We start from the raw sequence: 17627 nt of genomic DNA on the forward strand, positions 1-17627 counted from the left end.
TTATGAAAATCAAGACATCAATCCATGCTTCCTCCGTCGTGGAGGAAGGCGCTCAAATCGGCCAAGGCGTGCGCATCGGACCATTTTGCCACGTTGGCGCCGATGCGGTGATCGGCGACGGCGTCGAACTGGTCAGTCATGTCTCGGTGATGGGCGCGACCACCATTGGCGCCTCGACCAAGGTTTATCCGATGGCGACGTTGGGCGCGCCGCCGCAGAACACCAAGCACAAGGGCGGCCGCACCACCCTGGTCATCGGCAAGAACTGCACGATCCGGGAAGGCGTCACCATGCATCTCGGCACCGATTCCAGCCGTGGCGAGACGACGGTCGGCGACAATGGCAATTTTCTCGCCTACGCCCATATCGCCCATGACTGCGTCGTCGGCAACAACGCGACCTTCGCCAATGGGGCGACGCTGGGCGGTCACTGCGAGGTCGGCAACAATGTCTATATTGGCGGCCTGACCGCCGTTCATCAGTTTGTCCGCGTCGGCGACAACGCCTTTCTGGGCGGCTGCTCGGCGGTCGTCGGCGATGTCATCCCCTATGCCATCGCGGTCGGCAATCGCGCCAGTCTGCGCGGCCTCAACATCATTGGCCTGAAGCGTTCCGGCCTGCCGAGGTCCGAAATCCATGTGCTGCGCAAGGCCTACAGGATGATCTTCGATCGTTCCCGCACCGTTGGCGAAAACATCGAATTCGCCAAGGCGGAATTCGCGTCGTCACCGACCGCCATGAAAATCATCGATTTCATCACCAGTCGCGGCAAGCGGCACTACGCGGTGCCGTCGCTCAAGGGCGGCGATGGCGACGATGTCGATGACGAAGACTGAGACGGCGCGAGCGGGGCTTGATCTTTCGCCGGGCGCCAGGGTTGGAATCATCGCTGGCGGCGGCAGCCTGCCGGTCGAAGTCGCGGTCAGCGCGGCGGAACTAGGCTACCCCCCTTTGTCATCCTGATGGAAGGCGAGGTGGACCGCATGGCGGAGCTCTCTCGATATGAGCATGAAAGCCTCGCCCTGGAAGGTATCGGCTCGCTTGTACCACTGCTGAGGCGGCATCGGATCACCCATCTGGTGCTCGCGGGTGAAATCAAGCGCAGGCCGCGACTGCTTGCGCTACGCCCCAGTCTTAGCCTGCTTGCGGTGATCCCCTTGGTTATCACGGCGCTTGCGCGTGGCGACGATGGCCTGCTGAAGGTCGTGGCACGAGGTCTTGAGGCGCGTGGAATCAAGGTTGTCGGCGCCCACGAACTCGTGCCGAACCTTGTTGCCGCCGAGGGCATCCTGACGAAAGCCACACCCAGGAAGTCGGACTGGCGCGACATTGAAGCCGGCCTTGCCGCGGCAAAGGCCATAGGCGCGCTGGATATCGGCCAGGCGGCGGTCGCGGTTGGCGGCCGGACCATTGCGCTCGAAGGCATCGAGGGGACGGCCGGATTGCTCGAGCGTGCGAAGCTACTGCGCGGCCACGGCCGGATAGCCGGGAAAACCCGAGGTGTGCTGGTCAAGTGTGCCAAGCCCGGCCAGGAACTGCGCGCGGATCTCCCTTCCATCGGCCCGCGGACGGTCGAAGCGGCGCATGCGGCCGGGCTTGCCGGCATTGCCATCGAAGCGGGACGATCGCTGGTTCTAGAAGGCCCGGCAACCATCTTGAGCGCCAACACACTCGGCCTGTTCATCATCGGTCTGCCTGCCGCCACGGAGCCGCATCATGGCTGACAAGGTGCTGAGGATCGCGATCGTTGCCGGCGAGGAGTCCGGCGACCTGCTTGGCGCCGATATCGTGCGTTCGCTCGGCCAGGCGACCGGTCGCGAGGTACAACTCGTCGGCCTCGGCGGCCGTCATCTGCAGGCGCTGGGACTGGCATCGCCATTCGATGCCGGCGAGATCGCCCTCATGGGGTTCAGTGCCATCCTGCGTGACCTGCCGCGTCTGATGCGTCGGATCAACCAGCTGGCCAAAATCGTTGCGGACGAAAAGCCCGATTGCCTCGTCACCATCGACAGTCCGGACTTTTCATTACGCGTCGCCAGGAAGGTGCGTGCGGCCAACCCGTCGATCCCGATCATCCACTATGTCTGCCCGAGCGTATGGGCGTGGCGGCCGGGCAGGGCTGTAGCGATGAAGCCCTACGTCGATCACATTCTCTGCATCCTGCCATTCGAGGTGAAGGAACTCGAGCGGCTGGGTGGCCCGCCCGGCACCTATGTCGGGCATCGCCTCACGCATGATGCGGGCGTGCTCGCGGCGGCCAGGGCGCAGGACCTGCCGCGCGACCTTGCAGCGGACCGCGTGAAGACACTGCTCGTCCTGCCCGGCTCGCGACGCGGCGAGGTGCGGCGGTTGCTTGACCCATTCGGTGAAACAGTGTCGATGCTGCGCGCCCGCGGGCATCGCCTGCGCCTGCTGCTGCCGACGGTTCCGCATGTCGCCGACCTCGTCAAATCCTCGGTCAACCGTTGGGATGAAAAGCCCGAGATCATCGTCGATCCCCAGCGCAAATGGCAGGCTTTCGGCAAGGCCGATGCCGCGCTTATAGCGTCCGGGACGGTGTCCCTGGAATTGGCGCTGGCGGGGGTGCCGATGGTCTCGTGCTACAGGCTCGATCCCGTCGCCCGCACCGTGGCGCCATACCTGCTGTCGGTCTGGTCGGCGCTGCTGCCTAATCTGATCGCGGACCGCGCGCTGGTTCCGGAATTCTACAACGAGTATGTCAAGCCGAACAATCTGGTCCGGCAGATGGAAGCACTGTTCGCAGACAGCGGTATGCGCGCCTGGCAGAAGAGCGGATTTGCCGAGATCACCCGGCGTATGGCAACCGACAAGCCATCCGGCGAGATCGCGGCGGGCGTTGTGCTCCGTCACATAAAAAAAGCGCCCTGACGGGCGCCTTTTCCACTCCAGAAAGCCTCGATCAGCGCTTGGCGATCGGCACGTAGTCCCGCTCCGGCGCACCGGTGTAGAGCTGGCGCGGGCGGCCGATCTTCTGGCGCGGGTCCTCGATCATCTCCTTCCACTGGGCGATCCAGCCGACGGTGCGGGCGACCGCGAACAGCACAGTGAACATGGTGGTGGGGAAGCCCAGCGCCTTCAACGTGATGCCGGAATAGAAGTCGACATTCGGGTAGAGCTTCTTTTCGATGAAATAGGGGTCGGTCAGCGCGATCTTTTCCAGCTCCATGGCGATGTCGAGCAGCGGATCGTCCTTGATGCCGAGCTCGCCAAGAACCTCATGCGCCGTCTTCTGCATGATCTTGGCGCGCGGATCGTAGTTCTTGTAGACGCGGTGGCCAAAGCCCATCAGCCGGAACGGGTCGTTCTTGTCCTTGGCGCGGGCGATGAACTCCGGAATGTGGTCGACATGGCCGATCTCGCCCAGCATGTTCAGTGCCGCTTCATTGGCGCCGCCATGGGCGGGGCCCCACAGGCAAGCGATACCGGCGGCGATGCAGGCAAACGGGTTGGCACCCGACGAACCGGCGAGACGAACGGTCGAGGTCGAGGCGTTCTGCTCGTGATCGGCGTGCAGGATGAAGATGCGCTCCATGGCACGCGCCAGCACCGGGTTGATCTTGTATTCCTCGCACGGCACGGCAAAGCACATATGCAGGAAGTTGGCGGCGAAATTCAGCTCGTTCTTCGGGTAAATGAAGGGCTGACCGATGTGGTATTTGTAGGCCATCGCGGCGATGGTCGGCATCTTGGCGATCAGCCGCATCGACGCCACCATGCGCTGGTAGGGGTCGGAGATGTCGGTGGAGTCGTGGTAGAAGGCCGACAGCGCGCCGACCACGCCGCACATCACCGCCATCGGGTGCGCGTCGCGGCGGAAGCCGGTGAAGAAGCGCGACATCTGCTCGTGCACCATGGTGTGGCGCGTCACGCGGTAATCGAAATCGTCTTTCTGCGCCTTGGTCGGCAATTCACCGTAGAGCAGGAGATAGCAGACCTCGAGGAAATCGCCGTGCTCGGCCAGCTGGTCGATCGGGTAGCCGCGGTGCAGGAGGATACCGGCGTCGCCGTCGATGAAGGTAATTTCGGACTCGCAGCTCGCGGTCGAGGTGAAGCCAGGATCGTAGGTGAAGGCGCCAGTGGTGCTGTAGAGCGAGGCGATGTCGATGACATCAGGCCCGACCGAGCCACTTCGCACCTTGAACTCATGGGTCTTGCCTGCGAATTCGAGCTTTGCCGTGGCCTCCTGGGTCGTGCCGCCAAATTCCAGTTTTGTCGCAGCTTCGGTCATTGCAAACTCCTTCTTGTTTCCTCATGCCGGCAAAGGCAAATTGTGCAAGGCGACACGTCGAAATCACCACAATGCGCGTATTCGCCACCGCATTTCAGGAGGTGCGTGCCAGATTGGGCCAAGGCCTAATGTTGCACTGCGAAACGCCCCTTTCAATGCCAATCTTCTTGGGCCAGTTTGCTGCTAATCGATTTGATCGGCTATGCGCGCCAGACTTTCCTCGCGCCCCAGCACCGCAAGCACGTCGAACACACCCGGCGAGGTGCTTTTGCCGGTCAGCGCGGCGCGCAAGGGCTGGGCCACGGCACCGAGTTTATGGCCGCCGGCCTGCGCGTAGTCGCGGATTGCTGCCTCAGCCGCGGCGGCCGTCCAGTCACCTGAAACAGCGCTCAAGGCTTCGTGGGCCCCGCGCAGGATTTTGCGGGCATCGTCATTGAGCAATAGTGCCGCCTTGTCGTCGATCGGCAGCGGTCGGGTGGCAAACAGGAAGGCGGCGCCATCGACAAGCTCGACCAGCGTCTTGGCGCGCTCCTTCAAGCCTGGAAGTGCTGCCAGCAACTGGGCCTTGTTCCTGTCGTCGAGGCGCGGGGCCATGGCCGGGCCACCCTCGAGATAGGGCAAGGTGGCGATGAAGATGTCGAACAGCTCGGCATCGCTCATGCGCCGCATGTGGACGCCGTTCAACGCCTCCAGCTTGGCGAAATCGAAGCGGGCAGCGCCTTTGTTGACGTCGCCGATGTCGAACCAGGAGATCATGTCCTTGATCGACATGATCTCGTCGTCGCCGTGGCTCCAGCCGAGGCGCGCCAGATAGTTGAGCAGCGCCTCCGGCAGATAGCCCATGGCGCGATACGCCTCGACGCCGAGCGCGCCGTGCCGCTTCGACAGCTTGGCGCCATCGGCGCCGTGGATCAGCGGGATGTGCGACATCGACGGCACGTCCCAGCCCATCGCGCGATAGATGACCGTCTGCCGGGCGGCGTTGGTCAAGTGATCGTCGCCACGGATGATGTGCGTGACACCCATGTCGTGGTCGTCGACGACGACAGCGTGCATGTAGGTCGGATTGCCGTCCGAGCGCAGGATGATGAAATCGTCGAGGTCCTTGTTGGGAAAACGCACCTCGCCCTGAACGCGGTCGTGCACCACCGTCTCGCCCTCGGTAGGCGCCTTGATGCGGATGGCGCCCTTGACGCCCGCGGGCGCCTCGGACGGGGCGCGGTCGCGCCACTGGCCATTGTAGCGCGGCGGCAGGCCCTTGGCGCGTGCGGCCTCCCGCATCGCCTCCAACTCGGCAGGTGTCTCGTAGCTGTAGTAGGCCTTGCCCATGCGCACGAGTTCTTCAGCCACCTCGCGGTGGCGCGGCGCGCGCTCGAACTGCGACACCGGCTCGCCGTCCCAGGTCAGACCGAGCCAGGAAAGCCCGTCGAGAATGGCTGCGGTCGCAGCGTCGGTCGAACGCTCCCTGTCGGTGTCTTCGATGCGCAGCAGCATGATGCCGCTGGTGTGCTTTGCATACAGCCAGTTGAACAGCGCCGTGCGGGCTCCGCCAATATGCAGGAAGCCAGTGGGCGAGGGGGCAAAACGGGTGACGACCTTGTCGGGCATGGAACTCTCGGGAAACGGCTGAAGCGGGTGTGGATGCGCGGACTTTCGCGCGTTGCGCGTTCATGTAGCATAGGGTGTCGAGGGCGCAAGGGGCAGACCCGATGGCTGGACGAGGCTGGGGCTCGGATCAGGGCGAGGACGCCGCCATTGGCGTCAGCGAACGGTCCCTGTTTGCGACGCCTCCGCCGACCTCGCTGCCATCGTCATTGCCCCTCGTGCCGAGCCCCGGAGACCATCCGTTACAGGCGGATGTCTCCAATCCCGTTCCGGTTGCAGAAGCCGGCGCGATCCTGCGCCTGCACCGGCAATTCCGTCGGGTTTCGCTGCCTCGCCTGCGCCATAGCGCGGCAGTGGCGGCGGACCTCGAACTTGACCGAGGCATTGCCTTCCTGCTGGTGCCGGTCTGCCTGGCTGGCGGAGCGGTCGGCTACTTTTCCCTGGCGACGGAGCCTGACTTTGCAAAACCCGTCGCGGTTGTCGCCCTCGCGGGGCTCTGTGCGCTTGTCTCGCGTCCCTGGCCGATGACCCATCTGTGCTTCATGGCAGCATTGTTGTGCGCGCTGGGCTTTCTTGCCGGCAAGGTCGAGACGTGGCGGGCCGGAACTCAGATGCTGGGCTCGGAGATCTCGACGCAAGTCACCGGCCGCGTCGTCTCGCTCGACCAGATGGAGAGCGGCCGCATTCGGCTGACCATCGACGTGACGTCGACCGCACGGCCGAAATTACGCTATATGCCGGAACGCGTTCGGCTTTCGGCACGCAAGATACCGGCCGAAACGACCGCCGGCTCCCTGATATCGGGTTACGCCAAGTTGTTGCCGCCAACCGGCCCGGTGCGCCCGAACAGCTACGACTTTTCTTTCGACAGCTATTTCTCCGGAATAGGCGGCAGCGGCTTCTTCCTTGGCAATCCAAGGATCGTCACAGCCGATAACGACGACATGCCGCTGGCGGCCCGTCTTTCCTCGGCGGTAGAGAATGCCCGCGAAGCCATTGCAGACCATATCAGGGGCAGCGTCGGTGGCGCCGAAGGTGAAATCGCCGCTGCGCTGATCGTCGGCGTGCGCGCCGGCATTCCCGATGAAATCAACGAAGCGATGCGGCGGACCGGCATCTATCACATCATTTCCATTTCCGGACTGCACATGGCGCTGGTCGGTGCCTATGCCGGCTGGTCGGATCATCGTGCGGGAAAGACGAGACCGCCGCCGCCAAAGCGGTCATTGCCCAGTTTCCTGACGCGAAAATTCCTGCTGGCGATGGGTGGCCTTGCCATGACCTCCATCATCGCCGGCAGCGCGACGGCGCTCTTCGCCATCTGGCATTTCCAGCGCGTTTCGCCGCTCAGCCCGTTCGCCAATCTGGCCGTCATGCCGATCGTCTCGCTGGTTGTGATGCCTTTCGCCGTTCTCAGCGCGCTGGCGATGCCGTTCGGCGTCGATGGTCCCTTCCTCTATGTGATGGGCAAAGGCCTGACCGCGATGATCGTCTTGTCGGCGTGGATCTCGGAACGCTCACCGATCGATGCCGTCGGGCTGATTTCACAGCAATCCGTGCTGCTGGTGGCGATCGCCCTAGTCATTGCGACGATGGCGACGACATGGCTGCGGCTCCTGGCACTGCCATTCGCGCTTGCCGGCCTGTTGACCGTTTCGGATACGCGCGCGCCGGATGTGCTGATCTCGGAGGACGCGAGGCTGGTGGCGCTGCCGATCGGCGGCGGCGAACTCGCGGTCAGCCGGGCGCGTCCGAACGAATTCACCGTCGACAACTGGAAACGCGCACTGGCATCCGAAACCGTCGTCGTGCCGGAGGTGTTCGACAAGGGAGACGGACAATTCGACATCGCGGATTCCGCCGAACTGCCGCTGGGAGCGCCTTTCTACTGCACCGCCGGCGTATGTCTCGCAAGGCACCCGTCTGGCGCTATCATTGCGCAAGTCGAGGATCGCAAGGACGCGTGGAAGGCCTGCGGCTTCGCGGAACTGATCGTCATCAATGACGCGACAGCTTATGATCCCTGTCACAATCCGCTGGTTCTGGTCATCACCAAGCGGCAACTCGCCCGCAAAGGCAGTGCGGCCGTCTTCTTCGATCGTCGATCGGCAATCATGCCAGCAACGGTCAGCTTCGCTGTGAACAGGCCATATCGACCTTGGCACACCCAGCGCAAATTCTCACGCGAGGCGAGGGGCCTGCCGCCCTATCGCAACCCTGAAAAGGCGGTCACCAGCACTGATCAGTAGCGCCTGATCAGCCCAACGAGCTTGCCTTGCACCTTGACCCTGTCCGGTCCGAAAATGCGTGTTTCGTAGGCCGGATTGGCGGCTTCGAGGGCAATCGAGGCACCCTTGCGGCGAAACCGCTTCAGCGTCGCCTCCTCGTCGTCCACCAGTGCCACGATGATCTCGCCCGGACTTGCGGTATCGGCATTGCGGATGATGACCGTATCGCCATCGAAGATGCCGGCCTCGATCATCGAGTCGCCCTTGACCTCCAGGGCATAGTGTTCGCCACCCATGATCATGTCCGGCGGCACCGAGATCGAATGCGTCTGATGCTGGATGGCGTCGATCGGCACGCCGGCGGCGATGCGACCCATCACCGGGATCGACACCGCGGAGACCACGTCGTCGTCATTGCCGGCCGAGGGCATGCGTGAAGACGCCGGCTTGATCTGCCGGCCAAGGCCGCCGCCTTGACCGAGGCTGCCCTGGATGACGCTTGGAGAGAATTTGCGCGCCGCGTTGAGGCCGGGCGCGATCGAATCGGGCAGCCGCAGCACTTCCAGGGCGCGCGCCCGGTTCGGCAGCCGGCGAATGAAGCCACGTTCCTCGAGCGCCGTGATCAGTCGATGAATTCCGGATTTTGAAGCGAGATCGAGCGCTTCCTTCATTTCGTCGAAGGAGGGCGGAATGCCGCTTTCCTTGAGCCGTTCATGGATGAACATCAGCAGTTCATGTTGCTTGCGCGTCAGCATGGCGGCCCCCGAGGCATTGAACGAAGGTTTGAACCAGAATCGAAAAACAAACCCAGAACAAACACTATCTGTTCCAGTTGTGTTCCGCAACCGTTTAAAGTTTAGTGAATTTGTTAAGACGGCTGAAATTATTTGGCGCTTGGCAGCGGGCCGTGATCCCCGGCCGGCCGCCGCCACAGTGCACTTGCACACGTTGAAATTGTTATGGTTAACGGCCTGTGGACCAGCGTGTGCCGAGGCTTGGCCTCAGTCGCCCAGAGACGTCGGGAAGCTGCTTTTTCACTTTCACCAGTCGTTCGCCCGCCGTGAACGAAACGAAGCCAAAACGCCAACTTTTGCCCAAGAAATTCCTATATCGGCTTTTGCCTCAGTTCGTCTACCTCATTGCCTGTTTGGGCTGCCGTCACCGGCATGGACATAGACATGCAGCGTATAGCCGATGTGCACCGTCATCAGCGCTTTCGCGCGTTCGATGTCACGATCCAGCGCTGCTTCCATGAGCGCAGTGTGATGTTCGATCGCGACAGCCCGTCGCAACGCCTCCATGGCCTCCTCATAGCCATGCAACTGGCCGGTGGCCGCCCGCAACGTTGGCGCAAGGCCCAGGAAGCGGTGATGGCGACGCAACTGATCCGCGATGGTGGACTGGAAGTTGAGCAGCCAGGGGGATGTTGCCGCGCTGAGCAGCGCCGCGTGGAAGGCCTCGTGCTTTTCATCCCATCCGTCGACCACTTCATCTGAAGGGTCATCAACCGCGGTCTTGCAGCGCGACAGCCGGTAGTGGGCCGTGACGACGGCATCTTCCCATTCATGGCCGCCCTTCTCGATCGATTCCTGGAGCAGAGGCAGCTCAATCACCAACCGGGCGCGTGACAGATCTTCGAGTTCGGCGCGCGAGACCGGAGCGACGGCGAAGCCGCGATTGCTGATGGAAGTCACCAGGCGCTCCGCCTCCAGTCGCGACAGCGCTTCGCGCAACGGTGTCCAGCCGATGCCATAGCTATTGCGCAGCGTGCTGAGCTTGAGCGGCGCGCCGGGTCTCAGGCGGGTCGTGAGGATATCGCGGCGCAGCAGCCTGTAGGCCGCTTCAGTCTTCGAGTGTCCATCATCCAACATCGTTGCCATCCGCGCACAGCGCATCAATTATATATGAAAATCTTCTGTGGTGTAAATTATATATAATGTTTGACACAATCCGGCAGACTGCGCATGATCGGCCGGCCGATTTCACCTGTCGTGTTCATCTGGGCGCGCGTGTGCGCGGAGGACAATCGATCATGAATGCAATTCCCGATCTCGCAACAATCGAGGCATTGGATGCCGCGGATCCGCTGCGCTCCATGCGCAATCGCTTCGTCTTGCCGGAAGGGGTGATCTATCTCGACGGCAATTCGCTGGGTGCCGCTTCACCGGCCGTCTTCAACGAGATCCAGAAGGCCGCGACACAAGAATGGGCGCAGGACCTCATCCGTGCCTGGAACACCGCCGGCTGGTTCGACATGCCGGTCGCGCTCGGCGACCAGCTCGGACGCCTGATTGGCGCCGCGGCTGGCCAGACGGTGGTCTGCGATACGACCTCGATCAACATCTACAAGGTGCTTCACGCGGCGCTTGGCATGCGGCCAGACCGGTCGGTCATCGTCGCCGAGGGCGACAGCTTTCCAACGGACCTCTATATGGCCGAAGGCGTGGCATCGACGCGACCGGGCACTGTGCTGCGGCTCGAGGGCGTCGATGCGCCAACCATCGAAGAGCTGATCGATGAGCGCGTCGCCGTCATCCTGGTCAACCACGTCAACTACAAATCCGGCCAGTTGCGCGACATGGCGGCGCTGACGCGCAAGGCCCATCAAGCCGGCGCGCTGATCGTCTGGGACCTTTGCCACACGGCGGGTGCCTTGCCGGTCGAGCTCGACGGCGCCAATGCCGATTTCGCTGTCGGCTGCACTTACAAGTACCTCAATGGCGGCCCGGGCTCGCCGGCCTTCATCTATGCCGCAAAGCGCCACCATGGCGATGTCCGCCAGCCGCTCAGCGGCTGGTGGGGCCATGCGCGGCCTTTCGCCTTCGAACAGGGCTATGCGGCTGGCGTCGGCATCCGCCGGTTCCTGTGCGGCACGCAGCCGGTATTGTCGATGCGGGCGCTCAAGGGCGCGCTGGACCTCTGGGACGAGGTCGACATGGCGGCGGTGCGCAAGAAAAGCATTGCGTTGACCGAGCTGTTCATCCAGCTCGTCGAAGCCAGATGCGGCGCCTACGGCCTCGAACTCGAAAGTCCGCGCAATGGCAATGAGCGGGGCAGCCAGGTGTCGTTCGTTCATCCGCATGGCTACCAGGTGATGCGGGCGTTGATCGAGCGTGGCGTGATCGGCGATTTCCGCGCGCCGTCGACCATCCGCTTCGGCTTCACGCCGCTCTATGTGGGCTACAAGGATGTCTGGCAGGCGGTCGAGGTGCTGGAAGATATCCTGCGCACCGGCGCTTGGCAGGATGCTCGCTTCGCGGTCAAAACGGCCGTTACTTGAGAAGTCAGAGCCGGGTGCGAACCGTCCAGAGCTCCGGAAACAGGACGACCTCCAGCATCTTCTTCAGATAGGACGCGCCCGACGTGCCGCCGGTGCCGCGCTTCATGCCGATGATGCGCTCGACTGTCGTGACGTGGTTGAAGCGCCAGCGGCGGAAATAATCCTCGAAGTCGACCAGTTTTTCGGCCAGCTCATAGAACATCCAGTAGCGCTGCGGGTCGCGGTAGACGGTCTGCCAGGCCACCAGAACCTCTTCATTCTCGGTGCGTGTCTCACGCCAGTCCGTGCGCCTGGCGTCGGCGCCGATGTCGAATCCATTGCGCGCCAAGAGCAGCAGCGCTTCGTCGTAGAGCGATGGCTCGGCCAGGATAGCCTCCAGCTTCCGGCTGAGGTCCGGCCGGTGCTTGTGCGGACCGAGCATGGCCGGGTTGCGGTTGCCGGCCGTGAATTCGATGGCGCGATTTTGCCAGGACTGGAAGCCAGAGGACTGGCCGAGCGCGTCACGGAACTCGGTGTATTCGCTGGGCGTCATCGTCCTCAGCACGTCCCAGGCGTTGTTCAACTGCTCGAAAATACGGGCGACGCGCGACAGCATTTTGAAGCTCGGCTCGAGACGGTCCGCACGGATGGAGCGGATCGCGGCACCGAGCTCGTGAAGCGCGAGCTTCATCCATAATTCCGAGGTCTGGTGCTGGATGATGAACAGCATCTCGTCATGCGCGGACGACAACGGCGTCTGCGCGTCGAGCACCTTCTCCAGGTGCAGATAGTCGCTGTAGGACATGCGTTCCGTGAACGACATCTGTGCGCCTTCGGACGCCGGATCGTATGGCTCGCTCAATTGATTTTCTCCGTGCGCAGCCGGAAGCGCTGGATCTTGCCGGTCAGGGTCTTGGGCAAGGCGGCGATGAACTTCACCGATCGCGGGTATTTGTAGGGGGCGATCGTTGCCTTGACATGGTCCTGCAGGCGCTTGGTGGTCAAGGCATCGGGCGCCACGCCTTGCACCAGCACGACATGCGCCTCGACGATCTGGCCGCGTTCGGCATCCTCGGCGCCGATCACCGCGCATTCGGCGACATCAGGATGCGACAGCAACGCCGCCTCGACCTCGGGCCCGGCAATGTTGTAGCCGGCGCTGATGATCATGTCGTCGGAGCGCGCGGCGAAATGGAAGAAGCCGTCCTCATCCTGGGTGAAAGTGTCGCCGGTGAGGTTCCAGCCGTCGCGCACATAGTCCTTCTGCCTGATATCGGCCATGTAGCGGCAGCCGGTCGGCCCGCGTACCGCCAATCTGCCAGTCGCGCCGCGCGGCACCTCGCGCATCTCTTCGTCGACGATGCGCGCCTCGTAGCCACCCACGGGCTTGCCGGTCGACGCCGGCTTCATGTCGTCGAAGCGGTTGGAGATGAAGATATGCAGCATTTCGGTGGCCCCGATACCGTCGAGGATCGGCTTGCCGGTCTTTCGCGTCCACTCTTCGAAAACCGGAGCTGGCAACGTCTCGCCGGCCGAAACGGCGACGCGCAGCGATGACAAGTCGGCACCCTCATCCATGGCCTTCAGCATCGCGCGGTAGGCGGTCGGCGCGGTGAAGGAGATGGTTGCTTTGTAGGTCTCGATGATGTGGATCATGTTGGGCGGCGTTGCCTGCTCGAGCAGCGTTGCCGCCGCGCCGAAGCGCAGCGGGAAGATGGCGAGCCCGCCAAGGCCGAAGGTGAAGGCGAGCGGCGGCGAGCCGACAAAGATGTCGTCCGGCGTCACCTGGAGAATCTCGCGGGCGTAGGCGTCGGCGATGATCAACAGGTCGCGGTGGAAATGCATCGTCGCCTTCGGCACGCCGGTCGTGCCCGAGGTGAAGCCGAGCAGGGCGACGTCGTCGCGGCCGGTGCTGACGGCGGTGAAGGTAACCGGCTTGTCGAGGGCCGCGCGATCGAGTTCGGCGTCATGGTTGGCGGTGCCGTCGAAGCCGATGACTTGTCTGAGGAACGCACTATCCTTGGCGCAGGCGGCCATCTCGTCCATCAGCCTGGTATCGCAGAGCGCGATGGTGATTTCCGCCTTGTCGACGATCTTGGCAAGCTCGCCGGCGCGCAGCATCGGCATGGTGTTGACGACCACGGCGCCGACCTTGGTGGCTGCCAGCCAGCAAGCCACCATGGCAGGGTTGTTGGCCGAACGGATCAGCACCCGGTTGCCCGGCTTGACGCCGTAATTTTCGACCAGCGCATGGGCCAGCCTGTTCGTCCAGTCGGACAGTTCCTTGTAGGTGCGGCGGCGACCGTTGCCGATCAGCGCGGTGTGGTCACCGAGGCCTTTCTCGACCAGCCTGTCGGTCAATTCGACGCCGGCGTTGAGGCGTTCGGGATAATCAAAACCGTCGAGCAGGAAGTCCGGCCATTGCTCCGGCGGCGGCAGGTGATCGCGCGTGAACGTGTCGATATGCGCTGAAGGCCCTAGCATGTCGCCGCTATCCCGTCTGCTGCCTGGCCAGTGCGCAAGGCGCCTGGCCGGATATGGTGGATCTGAAGGTCCTGCTTTTTAAGAGGAGGCTTCGTGCCGCCGGTCGCACCTCGCTCGACGCCAACCCGGACAGGGTGAGCATCCGCAGGGTTCGGGCCGCACAGCAGACCTCCCATTTTGTCGGCTGTTCGTCAGGCAGGATCGCACCAGTCGAAATTTGTTTCAAGCCTAAAATGTTTTGCGTGGAAGCATTGACGCAAGGCGCTGCGGTGGCCATTGCTAGCGCTGAAAAACGATGCCGTTTGGGGGAGGGTGCCAGTGCTCGAGCGTCACATTGTCGATTGGGACGGCGCCTATGCCAACGGCGCGAACATCGCCGGCAGCGACCGCTGGCCGGCGGCCTGGGTCGAACCGGCGCAAGCGTTTCGCAATGCACTTTCGACAGAGGGCCGGGCACGGCTCGACATCGCCTATGGCGAAGGACGTCGCAATCGGCTCGATCTCTTCCTTCCCAGCGCCACGCCCAAGGGGCTGGTGGTGTTCATCCATGGCGGCTACTGGATGGCGTTCGACAAGAGTTTCTGGTCGCATCTCGCCAATGGCGCGGTCAGCAGCGGCTTCGCCGTGGCGATGCCCTCCTACACGCTGTGCCCGGAAGCACGCATCGCCGGCATCGTCGGGGAAATCGGGGCGGCGATCGCCAAGGCGGCAGAAATGGTCGACGGACCGCTAATGTTGACCGGGCATTCGGCTGGCGGACATCTTGCCAGCCGGATGGTGACGACAACCACGCCACTGGCGACCAATGTCGCGCGGCGTATCCGCCACGTCGTGTCGATTTCAGGCGTCCATGACCTGCGTCCGATCATGCTGACCGAGATGAACGCCACACTGGCGATCGATGAACATGAGGCGCTGACCGAGAGCCCGGCTCTTTTGCGCCCCATGGATGGTGTCCGCATCACCTGCTGGGCCGGTGGTGGCGAGCGCGCCGAGTTCCTGCGCCAGAACGCATTGCTTGCCAACATCTGGACCGGCCTTGGCGCCACGACCAGCACCGTGGTCGAGCCCGACCAGCATCATTACAGCATTGTCGACGGCCTTGCCGATCCGGCTCATCCGCTGACCCGGACCTTGATCTCGGAATAGGACGAGTTCATTTTCGTATTGTTGTTAATGGCTTATGTTGGATTCATTCAACGTAGCATCAGCACGCTGCAAGCCTCGCCCGCCGCGGCCGCGGGGGTAAATGGCGGCCGCACGATCAGCCCATTGGCGTCGGCCAGCATCCTCAGCATCGAGGAATCCTGGATGCTGAACGGGGTCGCAACCAGCCCGTCGGCATCTTCCTGGACCACGGCTCGCACATAGTCCTGGCGAAGATCATTGGCCGGCATTGCGGTGCCCAGTCGGGCCGTACGTATGTCCTGACGATAATTGCGGCCGCCAAGCCGCGCCAGCAGCGGCTTGAGGAACAATTGCGAGCAAACCAGGCTTGCCACCGGATTGCCGGGCAGGCCGACGCACCTGATCTCGCCGAGGCGTCCGAACATCAGCGGTTTGCCGGGACGCATGGCGATCTTCCAGAAACCGAGCTGCATGCCTTCGCCCGTCAGCACGTCATGGATCAGGTCATGGTCGCCGACCGATGCGCCGCCAAGGGTGACGATGACATCCGCACCGGCCGCGACCGCCTTCTTGACCAACGCGGCGATGGCCTCCTTGCGGTCGGCTGCAATGCCAAGATCGAGCGCGCGGGCGCCCACCGATTGCGCGGCGGCGGCGACGCCATAGGCATTGGACGAGATGATCTGGTCCGGCCCGAGTTCGCTGCCAGGCGGCAACAGCTCGTCGCCGGTGGCGATGATGGCGACCAGCGGTCGTCGCACCACGCTCACTCGGGGATGATTGGCCGATGCCGCCAGCGACAGCGCCGCCGGATCGAGCAAGCGGCCTTTTTCAAGCAGGACGTCACCCTTCGAAAAGTCGAGGCCGATGCGGCGGATGTTGCGCCATTCGGCTGTCGGCTCGGTCACTTCGATGTTGCCGCCGCCGAGATTCCGGACATTCTCCTGGATGACAATCGTGTCGGCGCCGTCAGGCAGCGGTGCACCGGTGAAGATGCGCACGGCCTGGGCCTTGCCAACCGTGCCGTCAAAGCCGCGCCCGGCCGGTGCCATGCCGATCACGGAAAGCCGCGCTGGCACCGACGCCACGTCGGCGGCACGGACCGCGTAGCCGTCCATGGCCGAGGCGTTGAAGGGCGGCTGGGTGCGAAGCGCGACAACCGGTTCCGCCAGCACGCGATCCACAGCCTCGAAAAGTGGAGCGCTTTCGCTTGCCAGCGGCACGGCGCCGTCCAGCAGGCGCTCGAGCGCGTCGGCGACCGGAACCAGCGCCATCAGGCGCCTGCCTTGTAGTCGCCCGACTTGCCGCCGGTCTTTTCGACCAGCCGGATGCCGGAGATGACCATGGCGCGGTCCACCGCCTTGGCCATGTCGTAGATGGTCAGGCAGGCAACCGAAGCGGCGGTCAATGCTTCCATCTCGACGCCCGTCTTGCCGGTGACACGCGCCAGCGCGATGACCTTCAGACCCGGCAAAGCATGGTCCGGCTCGATGTCGACGGAGACCTTGGTCAGAAGCAGCGGATGGCAGAGCGGGATCAGCTCATGCGTCTTCTTGGCCGCCATGATGCCGGCGATGCGCGCGGTGCTGAGCACATCGCCTTTCTTGGCGTCGCCCGCGAGGATCATTGCCAGCGTCTCTGGCTGCATCGAGACAAAACCCTCGGCGATCGCCGTGCGCATCGTCTCCGCCTTGTCGCCGACATCGACCATGTTGGCCTCGCCCTGCGCGCCAAGATGGGTGAGGGCGGCCGCCATCGTCAGATCGCCATAGAGCGACGTGCGTCCATTCGGACGCACAAAGTACGCTCTATCACTTTGAATCTATGCATCGTGCTCTCCGAAAATCGATTCCGATTTTCGGGCCGATGCATCCGGCGCCTTGCCCGTCAGGAGCATGTGCGTCGCCGCAGTGACGTCCTGTTGCCGCATCAGGCTTTCGCCGACAAGGAAGGTAGCGATGTCGCTCTTTCGCAGTCTCAGGCAATCGTCATGTGTGAAGATACCGCTCTCGCTGACCAGCAAACGGTCGGCCGGGACCATCGACGCCAGCCGCTCGGAGGTATTGAGGTTGGTCTCGAACGTTCTCAAATTGCGATTGTTGATGCCGATCAGCCGCGACGACAGCTTCAGTGCGCGCTGCGTCTCGGCCTCGTCATGCACTTCGACAAGCGCATCCATGCCGAGATCGAACGCCGTCGATTCGAGGTCGCTCGCCAGGGTGTCGTCGACGCTGGCCATGATGATCAGGATGGCGTCCGCGCCCCATGCACGGGCTTCATAGACCTGGTAGGGATCGAACAGAAAATCCTTGCGCAGCGCGGGCAGGGCGACGGCGGCGCGCGCTTTGGTGAGAAATTCGGGCGCGCCCTGGAAGGACGGCGCGTCGGTCAGCACCGAAAGACAGGCGGCGCCGCCTTTCGCATAGGCCTGCGCCAGTGCCGGCGGGTCGAAATCCGCACGGATCAGGCCCTTGGAAGGGCTCGCCTTCTTGATCTCGGCGATCAGGGCGAAGCTGCCTGACCTGCGCTTCGCCTCGAGCGCGGCCAGAAATCCGCGTGGTGCGTCGGCGTCTCTTGCGCGTGCCTTGATCTCGGCCAGCGGCACACGTGCCTTGGCCGCCGCGATCTCGTCGCGCTTGTAGGCCTCGATCTTGCGAAGAATGTCAGACACGCT

At 63.3% G+C, this 17627-nt stretch carries 14 protein-coding genes and 1 pseudogene; 6 read left to right on the forward strand and 9 right to left on the reverse strand.

Translation table 11 applies throughout. From position 1 onward, the window contains the following. The first annotated feature begins 2 nt into the window (after positions 1-2). The 3 genes and pseudogenes from lpxA (at position 3) to lpxB (ending at position 2889) form a co-directional block, all read left to right on the forward strand. Complete coding sequence (gene lpxA / locus AC56QQ_RS18070; RefSeq protein WP_489861594.1) at positions 3-836, forward strand: acyl-ACP--UDP-N-acetylglucosamine O-acyltransferase; 834 nt, start codon at positions 3-5, stop codon at positions 834-836. Then, positions 808-1724: pseudogene (locus tag AC56QQ_RS18075) on the forward strand (LpxI family protein). The gene lpxA and the pseudogene AC56QQ_RS18075 overlap by 29 nt, the downstream one beginning before the upstream one ends. After that, entirely contained in the window at positions 1717-2889 is a 1173-nt protein-coding gene (gene lpxB, locus AC56QQ_RS18080) for a lipid-A-disaccharide synthase (protein ID WP_497122877.1), read from the forward strand. Before AC56QQ_RS18075 ends, lpxB begins: the two are co-directional and overlap by 8 nt. Positions 2890-2920: 31 nt before the next feature. Here lpxB and gltA read toward each other — a convergent pair whose 3' ends face one another. Both gltA and gltX read right to left on the reverse strand, forming a co-directional pair. Beyond that, positions 2921-4249, reverse strand: a complete 1329-nt coding sequence (gene gltA, locus AC56QQ_RS18085; protein ID WP_256752818.1) for a citrate synthase — start codon at positions 4247-4249, stop codon at positions 2921-2923. A 183-nt stretch (positions 4250-4432) separates the two neighbouring features. Next, positions 4433-5857, reverse strand: coding sequence for a glutamate--tRNA ligase (gene gltX, locus AC56QQ_RS18090; RefSeq protein ID WP_497122878.1), 1425 nt, complete (start codon positions 5855-5857; stop codon positions 4433-4435). 101 nt (positions 5858-5958) lie between these two features. Here gltX and AC56QQ_RS18095 point away from each other — a divergent pair, with 101 nt between their 5' ends. Beyond that, positions 5959-8103, forward strand: coding sequence for a ComEC/Rec2 family competence protein (locus AC56QQ_RS18095; RefSeq protein ID WP_497122879.1), 2145 nt, complete (start codon positions 5959-5961; stop codon positions 8101-8103). Here AC56QQ_RS18095 and lexA read toward each other — a convergent pair. Next, a complete protein-coding gene (gene lexA / locus AC56QQ_RS18100; RefSeq protein WP_256752821.1) occupies positions 8097-8837 on the reverse strand; it encodes a transcriptional repressor LexA in 741 nt (246 codons plus the stop codon). The genes AC56QQ_RS18095 and lexA overlap by 7 nt on opposite strands. 381 nt (positions 8838-9218) lie before the next feature. Further along, positions 9219-9953: a GntR family transcriptional regulator gene (locus tag AC56QQ_RS18105; RefSeq protein WP_497122880.1), complete on the reverse strand. Its 735-nt coding sequence runs from the start codon at positions 9951-9953 to the stop codon at positions 9219-9221. Between the two features lie 161 nt (positions 9954-10114). On the opposite strand from AC56QQ_RS18105, the gene kynU reads away from it, so the two are divergent. Further along, complete coding sequence (gene kynU / locus AC56QQ_RS18110) at positions 10115-11362, forward strand: kynureninase (protein WP_497122881.1); 1248 nt, start codon at positions 10115-10117, stop codon at positions 11360-11362. 4 nt (positions 11363-11366) lie between these two features. Here the strand turns inward: kynU and kynA are convergent, their stop codons facing one another. Then, positions 11367-12203 carry a tryptophan 2,3-dioxygenase gene (kynA, locus tag AC56QQ_RS18115; RefSeq protein WP_497122882.1) on the reverse strand — a complete coding sequence of 279 codons (837 nt, stop codon included), beginning with the start codon at positions 12201-12203 and terminating at the stop codon, positions 11367-11369. Further along, positions 12200-13825, reverse strand: a complete 1626-nt coding sequence (locus tag AC56QQ_RS18120; protein WP_497122883.1) for an AMP-binding protein — start codon at positions 13823-13825, stop codon at positions 12200-12202. The genes kynA and AC56QQ_RS18120 overlap by 4 nt, the downstream gene beginning before the upstream one ends. Positions 13826-14143: 318 nt before the next feature. Here AC56QQ_RS18120 and AC56QQ_RS18125 point away from each other — a divergent pair, with 318 nt between their 5' ends. Beyond that, positions 14144-14974: a hormone-sensitive lipase gene (locus AC56QQ_RS18125; protein WP_497122884.1), complete on the forward strand. Its 831-nt coding sequence runs from the start codon at positions 14144-14146 to the stop codon at positions 14972-14974. 47 nt (positions 14975-15021) lie between these two features. Here the strand turns inward: AC56QQ_RS18125 and AC56QQ_RS18130 are convergent, their stop codons facing one another. From AC56QQ_RS18130 to trpC, 3 genes are all read right to left on the reverse strand, one after another. Continuing rightward, positions 15022-16227, reverse strand: a complete 1206-nt coding sequence (locus AC56QQ_RS18130; protein WP_497122885.1) for a molybdopterin molybdotransferase MoeA — start codon at positions 16225-16227, stop codon at positions 15022-15024. Beyond that, positions 16227-16709: a cyclic pyranopterin monophosphate synthase MoaC gene (moaC, locus tag AC56QQ_RS18135; RefSeq protein ID WP_497129041.1), complete on the reverse strand. Its 483-nt coding sequence runs from the start codon at positions 16707-16709 to the stop codon at positions 16227-16229. Before moaC ends, AC56QQ_RS18130 begins: the two co-directional genes overlap by 1 nt. A 66-nt stretch (positions 16710-16775) precedes the next feature. Further along, complete coding sequence (trpC, locus tag AC56QQ_RS18140) at positions 16776-17624, reverse strand: indole-3-glycerol phosphate synthase TrpC (protein ID WP_497122886.1); 849 nt, start codon at positions 17622-17624, stop codon at positions 16776-16778. Positions 17625-17627: the final 3 nt, after the last annotated feature.

The sequence above is a fragment of the Mesorhizobium sp. RCAM 05099 genome (assembly GCF_059683685.1).

Coding starts and splice junctions, on each gene's coding strand:
- lpxA (WP_489861594.1), top strand. CDS start 3: ATGAAAATCAAGACATCAATCCATGCTTCCTCCGTCGTGGAGGAAGGC.
- AC56QQ_RS18105 (WP_497122880.1), bottom strand. CDS start 9,953: ATGTTGGATGATGGACACTCGAAGACTGAAGCGGCCTACAGGCTGCTG.
- AC56QQ_RS18120 (WP_497122883.1), bottom strand. CDS start 13,825: ATGCTAGGGCCTTCAGCGCATATCGACACGTTCACGCGCGATCACCTG.
- gltA (WP_256752818.1), bottom strand. CDS start 4,249: ATGACCGAAGCTGCGACAAAACTGGAATTTGGCGGCACGACCCAGGAG.
- moaC (WP_497129041.1), bottom strand. CDS start 16,709: ATGGCGGCCGCCCTCACCCATCTTGGCGCGCAGGGCGAGGCCAACATG.
- AC56QQ_RS18130 (WP_497122885.1), bottom strand. CDS start 16,227: ATGGCGCTGGTTCCGGTCGCCGACGCGCTCGAGCGCCTGCTGGACGGC.
- AC56QQ_RS18095 (WP_497122879.1), top strand. CDS start 5,959: ATGGCTGGACGAGGCTGGGGCTCGGATCAGGGCGAGGACGCCGCCATT.
- lexA (WP_256752821.1), bottom strand. CDS start 8,837: ATGCTGACGCGCAAGCAACATGAACTGCTGATGTTCATCCATGAACGG.
- lpxB (WP_497122877.1), top strand. CDS start 1,717: ATGGCTGACAAGGTGCTGAGGATCGCGATCGTTGCCGGCGAGGAGTCC.
- gltX (WP_497122878.1), bottom strand. CDS start 5,857: ATGCCCGACAAGGTCGTCACCCGTTTTGCCCCCTCGCCCACTGGCTTC.
- kynU (WP_497122881.1), top strand. CDS start 10,115: ATGAATGCAATTCCCGATCTCGCAACAATCGAGGCATTGGATGCCGCG.